Origin of the sequence: Streptomyces sp. NPDC048002 (genome assembly GCF_040653275.1) — a bacterium.
Lineage (GTDB): Bacteria > Actinomycetota > Actinomycetes > Streptomycetales > Streptomycetaceae > Streptomyces.
Map to the genome: position 1 here is coordinate 74,835 of NZ_JBEZNL010000036.1, position 11,492 is coordinate 86,326.

Sequence of the window (11,492 nt, forward strand, 5' to 3'; positions counted from 1 at the left end):
GGAGTACTCAGGAGGGCTCGTCGCCCCAGGCCCGGTTGCCGTCGAGGTATGCGGTGATCCGGGGCGCGTCGGTAGGTGCCGCGGCGGGAGAGTGACTGTGGTCGTCGCTCTCGTCGAAGTCCGACCAGTCCGCCTTGCCGAGCCGCAGTTCGATGTCCCCGGTGTCGGTGCCGGCCGGCAGGGTTCCCGTACGGAACCCGATCTCGACGTACGCGTCGGCGCCCTGTACCGGGGTGCGGAGTTCGACGACCCGCGCCGACACGGTGGAGCAGCCGAGAGCCGCGTGGTCGCACCACACGCTGACCGGGGAGTCGCCGTCGCGGGTGAACCAGTAACGGACCTTCACGTCCCTCAGTGCGACGGCCTGGGAGGAGGTGTTCACCACCCGCAGTCCGGGCCGCACCGCGTTGTTCCCGCGCGCTCCGTCGTTGTCCCGGTGGGTGATCCGCAGGCCGCCGCTCGCGGGACCCGAGGGTTGCGTGGTCACCGTGAACGGGTCGGACGGGCCGGACACGTTGCCGGCCTCGTCCCTGGCTCGGACCGTGTAGGTGTACCCGGTGTCCGGGCGCAGTCCGCTGTCGGTGAAGACCGTGCCCTCGACCAGGGCGGTGTTCACCTTTCGTCCGCCGCGGAACACGTCGTACCCGGCCACGACCCCGTCGTCCTCGGCGGCGTCCCAGGCGAGTGTCACGCTGGTGGACCGGGCCAGCGTGCCGCGCAGGTGGCGGGGGACCTCGGGGGCCTGGTTGTCGCTGCCGTCCGGTGAGGCGGGCACCGCGGGGCGTGAGTTGCGGACCAGCATGGTGAACTGCTCGTGGAACCAGTGCCCGGCCAGCGGCGCGTCGGGCAGTGCCCCGGTCGGCCGGCCTCCGGCGTTCGGAGCGACGTGCCCGGGGTCGCACATGGGGTCGGCCCGCTTGCCCTCGCCGTTGGGGATGTCCTCGGAGGCCCCGTCCGACTCGCCGGGTGGTTTCACCCAGACGTAGGCGTCGAGGTGCGCGTCGGGCAGGTCCCGGGGGGAAGCCTGCGGGGCGCGCCCCAGGCCGGCACCGGCGACGTTGCACCACAGGCCCCGGTGGGCGCGGCGGTCCACGGCGGACTGCTGGACGTGGGTGTCGACGTCGAGGCTGGCGCTGCCGGCGGTGGGCCGGGCCGTGCCGCCCCAGCCGTTCCGGCTCGTGTCCATGATCATGCCGGTGGTCGCCGGCCAGCCCTTGGCACGGAAGGCTGTCCAGAGGGCCGCCGCGTAGTCCGCCTCGTCGAAGACCGGGTTCCATTCGTAGAAGCGGGAGCTTTTCAGGGGCAGACCGCTCACGCTCAGCCGGCGTTCGGGGTCGGGGAGGAAGGGTTCCGTGGCCGGTGTGTAGTTGGCGACGTTGGTGGCGAACCCGTCCACGCTGTCGAGTCCGGCACGGGTTCCGTTGGCGACCTCGGTGTAGAGGTCGACGGTCCCCTTCAGGTTCGTGTCCCAGCCCAGCCAACCGGAGTGGGCGATGTCCAGGTAGGTGTAGACGTTGGGCAGGGCGTGCAGCCGGTCCAGCGTGTAGCGCACGGCCTCGACCTGTATCCCGCTGCTCCTCGCCCTGGAGCACTCCGGATCCTGCAGGTTCGTCACCAGGTTGGGCAGTCCGTCGGGTTCGATCACCGTGACGATGCGGATGTCCGCGTACGCCGGGTCGGCCATGACGTTCGCGATCTCGTCGATGTAGTCCCGCCGGTAGCGCTCCAGCCCGGCCTGGGTCAGGGGGAGTTCACCGTTGGAGGCGAGTGCGGCGCAGTCCCGCCCGGGAAGGTTGTAGATGACGAAGGTGGCGGTGATCGGCCTGCCCGGTATCTGCTGCGCGCGGGCCGCGTCGAGATGCTCGCGCAGTCCCTTGCGGCCGTTGTTGACCGCGCCGCCGTGCACGGCGGCGATCCGGTCGAGCCACACGGCGGTGGGGCGGTGCTTGACCGCCGCCATCCGGTCGCGGAGGGTCGCGTCCGCCGTCCGGGCGATCGTGGTGTCGACCAGCTCGGCGTAGTCGGGATTGAGGTAGGCCGAGGCACCTGTGAAGGGGTTGTCCTGGTGGGGCTCTGCGGTGGGGACCGGTGCGGCGGCAGCGTTCATCGGCAGCAGCAGTGAAGCTGTGGCAGCCACGGTCAGGATGCCCGTCAGGGCACCGCGGGGCAGGGTGGTTCTCATGGAGCGAAGATCCCTTCGGTCGGATGCGGCCCTCGCAGGCCGCGTCGAAGCGGCTCCGCGGAACGGGCCGGGGCGGCGGCCGGGCAGGCCGTGCCGACGTGCAAGGTGAGGGTGAGGGTGTGGTCGGGCGGGACCGTCGCCGCGCGTGGAAGGACCGGGCCACGCCCGTGTCGCGCGTGTTCGCAGGACGGCTCAGTCCGGTGCGTCCGAACGGTCGGCCCGCGCAGGTGACGGGCCGGCGATCCTCCGCAGTCGCGAAGGCCATCCGCGTGGACGCGACGCGCTCCAGCCGGCGTTGTCCCCAGCCGTGCGAGCGGTAGCCGTCGGCTCAGGCAGGCCGCGGCATCCCGGAATCATGTCGACGCGATGACATGAAGCCAGGGCGATCGGACGGTGTCAAGGGGGGTCGACGCCGCCGTCCCAAGGAATCCGCCAGGAGCGGGGAAACGTGGAGCCTCTCTCTGCGCGCCCCTTGACGTCGGCGTCACGGACCACCACCATGCCGATGTTGGGAGCGCTCCCATGGCATGGGGCGCCCATCCGCTATCCCACCGGAACTCCGGGCATTCTCCGCCCGGTTGCCACCACCGGCTCCGCGCACCAGCGACTCCGCCTGCGGCGGACACGGTCGACGGAGCGTTCCCACCTCCGGATGGACGAAACGGACATGACCTCCTTCAAAAAAGTGATACGGATCCTGCCGGCCCTCGCTCTCCTCGGACTGCTCACCGTCCTTCTCCCCGACCGGCCGGCACAGGCGCACGGCGCGATGGTCTCCCCCGCGAGCCGTACCTACGCCTGCTACCTCGACGGGCTCCGCCCCAGCGGAGAGATCGACCCGGTGAACCCCGCTTGCGCCGACGCCGTCGCCGTGTCAGGGACACAGGCGCTGTACGACTGGTACGGCGTGCTGCGCTCGGACGGTGCGGGACGCACCCGCGGCTACATCCCCGACGGGCAGCTGTGCAGTGGTGGTTCGCCGAAGTACGCGGGCCTGGACCTCCCGAGCACGCAGTGGCCCGTACAGGGCATGAGAGCGGGCGGCGAGTACGAGTTCACCTACGCGGCCTGGGTGCCGCACCCCGGCAGCTTCCGGCTCTACATCACCAAGGCGGGCTACGACCCGACCCGCCCGTTGCACTGGGACGACCTGGAGGCCGCACCGTTCCTCACCGCAGCCCCCCAGCCCCCGCTCACCGACGGCGTCTACCGGCTGCGCGGCCGACTGCCCGAGAACCTGACAGGCCGCCACGTCATCTACAGCGTCTGGGAACGGTCCGACAGTACGGAAACGTTCTACAACTGCTCCGACGTCGTGCTCGGAGACGACGAGACGACTCCCCCGCCCGAGCCCGAGCCGGCCGACTGCTCCGCGTCCGTCGAGGTCACGCACAACTGGCCCGGCGGTCATCAGGCGAGCGTGACGATCACCAACAACGGTCCACGCAAGATGACCGACTGGGCCGTGCAGTGGACGATGCCGGACCCCGTCACGCTGGTCGACGGCTGGAACGGCACCTTCATGCACACCGGGAACACGGCCATGGTGCACGCTCCGGCCTGGAACAAGAGCCTGGACCCGGGCGAGACCGCCACAGCAGGCTTCAAGGGAACCTCCGACACCCAGCCGAAGTTCACCTCCGTACGGTGCAGTTGACTGCTCCGACCGGGCGTTCGCCCTGGCGACGGGCCGCGTTAAGGGCGCGTTACGCGAGTCTTGGTCCCGCCTTCGGTCACGCTCCGGACATTGCCGTGCGCACAAGGTGATCCGAGGCTGGAGCTCCTGGTGGTGCCCAGCGTTCCACCAGCGAGCGGTGACGCGTACCGGGCCACTTTCAGGAAGCGACGGCTGAGACCAGCCGGGACTGGGACGCGCGGCCGCAACGGCGGGATCCGGCCGGACCTGTACCGCCTCGGAACGGACAGGCACCAGCCCCCGGCTGGACCGTTCCGGCGCGGACCGGGATCCCTGGCATGGGAAAGGAGTTGCGATGCGCCCTGCCGGCCGCCCCACGCCACGTAGCGGATGGCGAGGGTGCGGCCAGACGGCTGCTGTGGGTGGGTGGTACCGCGCACCCACAGCAGCCGTTACCGAAGGCGAAGGAGCCCTCACCCCGGAGACACCGCGCGGCCCTCGTCCTGCGCACAGTGCACTCCAGCCGCCGCTCTGAGCGTCGAGAGATCTACCGGCCCCGGCCCGGGCCGGGGCCGTCCGAGCGCCCTCGCACGGGAGCCACGGAGCGTCACCGCAGGGCGGCCGAGGGCCTCCACGACTTCGGCTCGGGGAACCCAACGAGCTTCACCACCAACCGCCCGATGCGAGTCCCGTGCTCGCGGACCACGTCGGCGGGCGGGCACGAGCTCGACCTTAGCGAGCGGATCGGCAGTACAGCAGACCCGAGCGGCCGCGCCATGACCGGCCGGCCGGCGGAGATCAGCTCTTCGGGCGGCCGGGAATCACCGCGCGCGCCCGCTTCGGCAGCCGATGTCTGCCGCGCGTGACCGGGTGGCGAACGTCGGGCGGATACTCGGGGGGTTGGGGAGGCAGCAAGGGCCACGGATGTGTGGAGCGCGTCGGCCCGGACTGCGGGTCCTCGGGCACGACGGGGGGCATGTGACTCCACGACGGCCATCCGTCGGCGAGGCGCGCGAGCGCGCGCCGGATGATCGGCTCCGTCAGCCGGATCTCCGTTTCCCGGCGCAGGAGTCCGTGCACGAGGGGAGCAAGCGCCCGGGCCTGGCCGGTGAGCAGGCGGTCGAGGTCGGCGCAGCTGACGTCGGCCGCGGGGCCCGGACGTACGAGCGGCTGGGGCCGTCCGGCGAGCAGCGACGCGATGATGTGGCCCACGGCCCACATGTCCGCGGCCGGGTCTGGGTCCGCCAGCGGGGACAGTTCGGGGGCGAACCGCAGCAGGCGCGCCTGCTGGGAGATCCAGCCCAGGCCGATGAGGTCTCCGGTACCCGACCCGGAGAGCACGACGGAACGATCCGGCTGAACCCATACCTGGGCGGCGGCCAGGTACCCCCACACGAACCCTCGGGCATGCGCGTCCGACAGGATGTTGAGCACTGCAAGGGCGATGGCCGCGATCTCCGGAACGGGAAGGCTGCCGTGGCGGAGCAGGTCCACCACCGGCAAGCCCGGGGGCCGTTCGTGCAGCAGCCAGACGGAAGTGTCCTTCCGCACCACGCCGACGGTCCGCGCGATGCCGGGGTGCTGACGGAATTCCAGCGTCAGATCCCGCGCGAAGAAGCGCTCTGCCAAGTCCCCGACCATCCCCGCATCGGCGCTCGCGGCAGCAGTCACTCGCACGCCGCACAGTTCGCGGCCGGTGGCGGCGTCCCGAAGGAGCCAGTGAGCCAGGTCGGCCTCGTTCCCAGTCACACGCTCCATCTGAAATCGACTCAGTTCGTCCACGCTCTCCTCATCGGCTCGGACCCGCACACCGGGTGCCTCCAGGCCCGGGGAACCTGCACCGGGCCTGCGGGCGTGCCCTTCAGCCAAGCCAGGTGGCCTCTACGCGCTCAAGATTGCGGGTGCCGCGGTTGAAGCGCTCGTCGTTGCGCAGGGTGTACGGCTGATAGTCGCTTCCGACACCGCCGAACACCTCGCGGGCCCCGTTGGCGCCCCTCGCGATCGGACGGCCGTCCGCCACCCGGTCCATCAGCAGGCTCAGGGTGTCCTGCGAAATGCCTCCGGCGGTGCGCACCAGGGAGGCGAGGTTCTGTTGCCAGTTACGGCCGTACGCGTCGTCGATGCCGGCCGTACGCGCGAAGAACGGCCGGTACAGCGAACTGCCCAGTGCCACGGCGGTGTAGGCCTCGAAGAGGCTGACCTCGCCGTCACCGGGGATGATCCCCTCGCCACCGTGGTCGGCCGCGATCCGGGCGACGACCGAGGGCAGGCCCGCGAGCAGGTTGGTCTGCCACGTACCGGTGAGACCGGGGTGCCCGTTCTCTCCGGGTTCCGAGCCCGAGACGATCGCAACGTAGCGGTAGCCGTGCTCCTGCTGGAATTCCGTCAGACCAGGTATGCGGTACTGCTTGCCTTGCGAGGTGACCTCCGTATCGACGCCGATGTCGGGGTGCGTCGGCCCGGGCTGTGCCACTGCCGCCGAGGCGGCGGCGTCGCCCTTTCCCTCGTCCGAGGAACTGCGGCCTTCTGCCCCGGAACTCTGCTGCGGGGATGTCGTGGGGGTGGCCGCGTGGTCCTCCGTCCGGTCCGCAGCGAGGCCCGAGGGGGACGTGGCGGTGTCGTCGGCGGCCGGGACCGTCGTGGAAGCCGCGGTCGGTGACTCCTTCGGTTCAGCGCTGTCCGCCGTGGGACCACACCCAGCCGAGAGCGTCCCGGTCATCACCAGGACCACTGCCACCAGGGTCTGTTTGGACGTGCGCACATCTGCTCCCTTCCCGGGGCCGCCGGTTCACCGACGGCCGGACCCACAACCGGAACGGCACTTTGATCGACCGCTCGGAGGGAACACTCCGCAGCACCGGATCGGGTTTCAGCCCGTGCGTCGCTGTCGGAGAGACGGCGCCTCTCGGAACCCGCCTGGTCCGGCGCCCAGGGGGCGCACGCCGCGCACAGCCGTCCGAACAGCGCTGCGAGGGGGCCGACCGTCAACGCCCGCGACCGCTCGGCAGCCGGAGCTGGCGCCGAGCGGAAACTCTCACTCCTCCACGGCACGTCGATGCGCCGCGAGGTCCGGCGTCTGCCCGGGCGACCGCGACCCGAAACCGTCGGGTTGTGGTGCTCGGCGGCCGACGCCGCACCTGTGGACAGCAACCGGGCGTGGCAGTCCATCCTCTGCGGATATCACCGGGAGCACACCCTCCGCCGTATGAAGGAGGTACTCGGCCGGACCATGCCGAAGACCCGTGCGGCTACTTCGGCGGTGTCGCCCCCTTGTTGTCCGCGGCGCGGCGGGGTCGTCTGATGCGGTGGATGACCAGTGCTGCCAGGAGCAGCAGGGCGAGGACTGCGGCGAGCGCCGCCGGGCCTGCGGCCTGGACGGAGTCGGCGATGGCCCGCTGGAGGGCTCCGGCACCGTCGATGACGGGATCGGTGGTGGCCGGGTCGTGCTGGATGCGGATCTCGTACCAGCCGTAGTAGGCGACGTACGTGCCGACGGCGAGGAGGAGGCCGCCGCCGAGGCGTGGGGCCACGGCGCCGAGACGGCGGAGCCGGGTGACTGCGGTGGTGCGGGTGAGGGCGACAGTGAGGGAGGCGGCGCCGACGATCAGGCCCATGCCGGCGGCGTAGGCGATGTACAAAGTGATGCCTTCGGCGGTGGAGCCGGTACGGAAGGCGGAGACGACGATGGCGAGGAAGGGTGCGATGGTGCAGCCCAGGGAGGCGGTGGCGTAGGCCATTCCGAACAGGGCCATCGAGGGCAGGGAGCGGGTAACCTTCGGGGCCCGACGGAGCTTGGGGGCGAGGGCGGGCAGTTGACGGCCGGCAAGCAGCCAGCCGCCGGCGACGGCGATGAGCAGGCCGAAGCCGATGGTGAACCAGGGAAGGTGCTGCTGGACCTGCCCGGCGACCGGCTGGACGGCGAGCCCGAAGATGCCGAAGAGGGCGCCGAAGCCCACGGTTATCGCGGCGGTGGCTGCCAGTGCCCGGCCGACGGCGACGGTGCGGCCGGGATGGTCGTCGCCGAGGACGAGAAGGGACAGGTAGGCAGGCAGGAGGGCGAAGCCGCACGGGTTGACGGCGGCGAGCATGCCCGCGGTGAGGGCGAGGGGCAGGTCATTCATGGCGGGTTCAGCCGGTCAGGCCGGCGACCTTCTCGGCCAGCCCCTGCCCGGCGGGCAGGACACCTTCGTAGACGGTGGCACCGTTCTTGTCGAGGATGACGTAGCGGCTCTGCTCCGTGACCTTGAACCGCTTCCACACCTCGCCGTTCTCGTCGGACAGGTGCGGGAAGCCCGCGGTCTTCGTCTCGGCGACGAAGTCCTGCATGGCGTTGTTGGTGTCCAGGCCGGCGACGCCGACGACGGTGACCTCGCCCTCGTGCGCGGCGGCGACCTTGGCCGTCTCGGCTGCCTGGGCCTTGCACTTGGGACACCACGGGGCCCAGAACCACAGCACGGCCGGCTTGCCGGCCAGGGTCTTGGCGTCGAAGGGCTTGCCGTCCACGGTGGTGGCGGTGAAGTTCAGCGCCTCGGGAACCGCCGGCTCGTCGCCGCTGTCGCCGGAGCCGGGGGACTGCTCGGCGGCGGAGGACGCAGTCGACGGCGCAGTGCCGGAGCCGGCTCCGGTACCCGTGGTTTCGGAGCCGCTGTCCGCACCGCAGGCGGAGACGGTGAGCAGGACGGCGGCAGCAGCGGCCGGAACGAGAGCGCGGGCTCGCATGGGAACTCCTGAATGTATGGACCGGCTGTGAGCGTAAATCGCTTCGCCGGTCCGCGGTGCGCTGACGTTCTTACGGTTTGGTGACGCCGTCAGCTCAGCTCCGTCCGCAGCCTCGGATCACCCTCCGCCGCAGATCAGATCGGGGGCGCGCCGCAGCAGGCGTCCCTCTCCTTCGGCTCGGGCGCGGCTGATGACGGCGTGGTGGCAGACGCAGGGCGTGGGGGGGCGAGAGCGGCTGTCCTGGAACCGACAGGGCTCCCGTGCAACTGAGTTGAGACGTCGAACGCCTCCCTCAACGGCACGAGGGCCCTGTCGGTTTCATCCTCCTTCCTCGCACGGCCCCGTCACCCGCTCGGCCGTCACGCTCGCTGACCCGCGTGAGCGCACACAGGCGGGCAGGGGCTTCTCAGAGCGTGGCGAGGACGGCGCGGTCGAGGATGTCCAGGCCCTCTTCCAGCTCGGCGTCGGTCACGGTCAGCGGCGGGAGCAGCTTGACGACCTCTCCTTGCGGACCGGAGGTCTCCACGAGCAAGCCGCGTTCGAAGGCACGGGCGCAGACGGCCGCTGCCCGGGACCGGTCGTCGAACTCGATACCCCAGACGAGACCCCGGCCCCGGCAGGACGCGCCCTCGTGTTCGGCGGAGATCGCGAGCAGTGCTTGCTCGACCCTCTCCCCCAGGCGTGCGGTGCGCGCCTCCAGCTCCCGGTCCGCCCAGTATGTGCGGAGGGCCGCGGCAGCCGTGATGAACGCCGGGTTGTTGCCTCTGAACGTGCCGTTGTGCTCCCCCGGCTCCCAGAGATCGAGTTCTGGACGGAAGAGGGTGAGGGCCATGGGGAGTCCGTAACCGCTGATGGACTTGGAGACGGTCACGATGTCCGGGACGATGCCGGCCTCTTCGAAGGAGAAGAAGCCGCCGGTTCGGCCGCAGCCCATCTGGATGTCGTCGACGATCAGCAGCATGTCGTGACGCGTGCACAGGTCGGCCAGGGCACGGAGCCATTCGGGCCGGGCGACGTTGATCCCGCCCTCGCCCTGAACCGTCTCGACGATGACCGCGGCGGGCTGGTTGAGACCCGAACCGGAGTCCTGCAGGAGACGCTCGAACCAGAGGAAATCGGGGAACTGACCGTCGAGGTAGTCGTCGAACGGCATGGGGGTGCCATGAACGAGGGGGATGCCGGCACCTGCCCGTTTGAAGGCGTTCCCGGTAACGGCCAGGGAACCGAGGGACATGCCGTGAAAGGCGTTGGTGAACGAGACGACCGATTCCCGCCCCTTGACCTTCCTCGCCAGTTTCAGCGCAGTCTCGACGGCATTCGTTCCCGTCGGCCCGGGGAACATCACCTTGTACGGCAGTCGGCGTGGGGCCAGGACGAGGTCGTTGAAGCTCTCGAGGAATTGCCGCTTGGCTGCCGTGGCCATGTCCAGGCCGTGGGTGACGCCGTCCCGCTCCAGGTAGTCCAGGAGGGCTCGCTTCAGAACCGGATTGTTGTGGCCGTAGTTGAGTGATCCGGCTCCTGCGAAGAAGTCCAGGTAGCGGCGCCCGTCTTCGGTCCACAGATGGCTCCCGCGGGCACGGTCGAAGACCACGGGCCAGCCGCGGCAGTAGCTGCGCACCTCCGATTCCAGCAACTCGAAGGTGCTCATGGGGGTTTGCGTCGTGGTCATGCGCGTGCTGCTCCCTGAGAGGTGTGCTGGTCGTGCGGATGCGGTGTGCGGACCGGCCCGGGCAGGCGGGCACAAGCGGATTCAGCGGACCTAGAGGTGCGGACTTCCTTTGTGCCCGGGCAGACGGCCAGGACCTGGCCGGGTACGGGCGGGGAGAGGGGTCCGAACATGGGTGCGGGTTCCTGTGACGTCGGCCGGAGGTGAGGTCATGGGCACCCCTGCCCGAGCACGCAGAAGCATGCGCGACTTCTTCACAGTGTTATGGGCTCGTGCCGATCCTGAGCCAAGATCCTTACCCGTCATCGAGTTTGGGATCGGCAGGCCGGGCCTGGGGGGCGAGCGTCACCTGGTGTCCCACCGGTTCGGCGGTCAACTCTCCCCGGCGCGGCCCCGATGCCACCTCAGCGTCGCGAGTGCCCGCCCGTCGTCGTGGTATGCCTCTGGTCCCCCGGCGCGGCCTCGGGTCCGTGTTCGATTCGGCCGGGTCGGCGAAGGAGAGCTCGTTCTCCGGCCTGCTTGAACACGCGCGAGCGGGCCCGTAGCCACCAAGGCACAAGGTGGGTACGGGCCCGCTCGGGGAGCCGGGTTGCGGTGGGCGGTCAGACGGTGGTCTGGGCCGGCTCGGGGTCGGCGTCCTCGTCGGTGTCGAGGCCGGCGTCACGCCGCTTGACGAAGGCGAGGAAGGAGTTCAGCTCCTTCTTGACGACCGGGGCGAGGAGGTACAGGCCGATGATGTTGATGACGGCGAGCATGAACAGCACCGCGTCGGCCATGTCGATCAGCGTCTGCAGCGTGAGCAGGGAGCCGGCCACCGCGACGACCGTGTAGAGGACCTTGAAGGTCACCTCGCTCGCAGCGCTGCGGCCGAAGAGGTGGGTCCAGGCCTTCATGCAGTAGTAGCCCCAGGTGAGGACGGTGGAGATGGCGAACAGCATGACCGCGACGGTCAGGATGTAGGGGAACCAGGGCAGCACCGTCTCGAAGGCGTCGGAGGTGATGGTGACGCCGCCGATGGACTCGCCCGCGCGGGCCTCGGCCCAGCTGGCCGGGTTGGCGATGACGATGGTCAGCGCGGTCATGGTGCAGATGACGACGGTGTCGATGAACGGCTCCAGCAGCGCGACCAGGCCCTCGCTCGCGGGGTGCTTGGTCTTCACCGCGGAGTGCGCGATGGGGGCGGAGCCGAGGCCGGCCTCGTTGGAGAACGCGGCCCGCTTGAAGCCGATGATCAGCGCGCCCAGGACACCGCCCGCGACGCCCTCGGGGTTGAAGGCGCCCTCGATGAT

The 11,492-nt window shown here is 70.3% G+C and carries 8 protein-coding genes; 1 reads left to right on the forward strand and 7 read right to left on the reverse strand.

All coding sequences use genetic code 11. The annotated features are described in order from the left end of the window. Positions 1-7: 7 nt before the first annotated feature. A complete protein-coding gene (locus tag AB0E07_RS31535; protein WP_362259818.1) occupies positions 8-2,182 on the reverse strand; it encodes a glycoside hydrolase family 6 protein in 2,175 nt (724 codons plus the stop codon). A 667-nt stretch (positions 2,183-2,849) separates the two neighbouring features. On the opposite strand from AB0E07_RS31535, the gene AB0E07_RS31540 reads away from it, so the two are divergent. Further along, positions 2,850-3,839, forward strand: a complete 990-nt coding sequence (locus AB0E07_RS31540) for a lytic polysaccharide monooxygenase (protein WP_362259820.1) — start codon at positions 2,850-2,852, stop codon at positions 3,837-3,839. 777 nt (positions 3,840-4,616) lie between these two features. On the opposite strand, the gene AB0E07_RS31545 is transcribed toward AB0E07_RS31540, so the two are convergent. The 6 genes from AB0E07_RS31545 to AB0E07_RS31570 form a co-directional block, all read right to left on the reverse strand. Continuing rightward, positions 4,617-5,600, reverse strand: a complete 984-nt coding sequence (locus AB0E07_RS31545) for a hypothetical protein (protein WP_362259822.1) — start codon at positions 5,598-5,600, stop codon at positions 4,617-4,619. A 79-nt stretch (positions 5,601-5,679) separates the two neighbouring features. Further along, entirely contained in the window at positions 5,680-6,579 is a 900-nt protein-coding gene (locus tag AB0E07_RS31550) for a hypothetical protein (RefSeq protein WP_362259824.1), read from the reverse strand. 487 nt (positions 6,580-7,066) lie between these two features. Further along, a complete protein-coding gene (locus AB0E07_RS31555) occupies positions 7,067-7,939 on the reverse strand; it encodes a cytochrome c biogenesis CcdA family protein (RefSeq protein WP_362259826.1) in 873 nt (290 codons plus the stop codon). Positions 7,940-7,946: 7 nt separating this feature from the next. Continuing rightward, positions 7,947-8,537 carry a redoxin domain-containing protein gene (locus AB0E07_RS31560; RefSeq protein WP_362259828.1) on the reverse strand — a complete coding sequence of 197 codons (591 nt, stop codon included), beginning with the start codon at positions 8,535-8,537 and terminating at the stop codon, positions 7,947-7,949. A gap of 406 nt (positions 8,538-8,943) precedes the next feature. Further along, on the reverse strand, positions 8,944-10,206 hold the full coding sequence (gene ectB / locus AB0E07_RS31565) for a diaminobutyrate--2-oxoglutarate transaminase (RefSeq protein ID WP_362259830.1): 1,263 nt from the start codon (positions 10,204-10,206) through the stop codon (positions 8,944-8,946). A 599-nt stretch (positions 10,207-10,805) separates the two neighbouring features. Beyond that, positions 10,806-11,492 (reverse strand): alanine:cation symporter family protein (locus AB0E07_RS31570; RefSeq protein ID WP_362259832.1); only part of this gene is annotated, 687 nt, incomplete at its 5' end.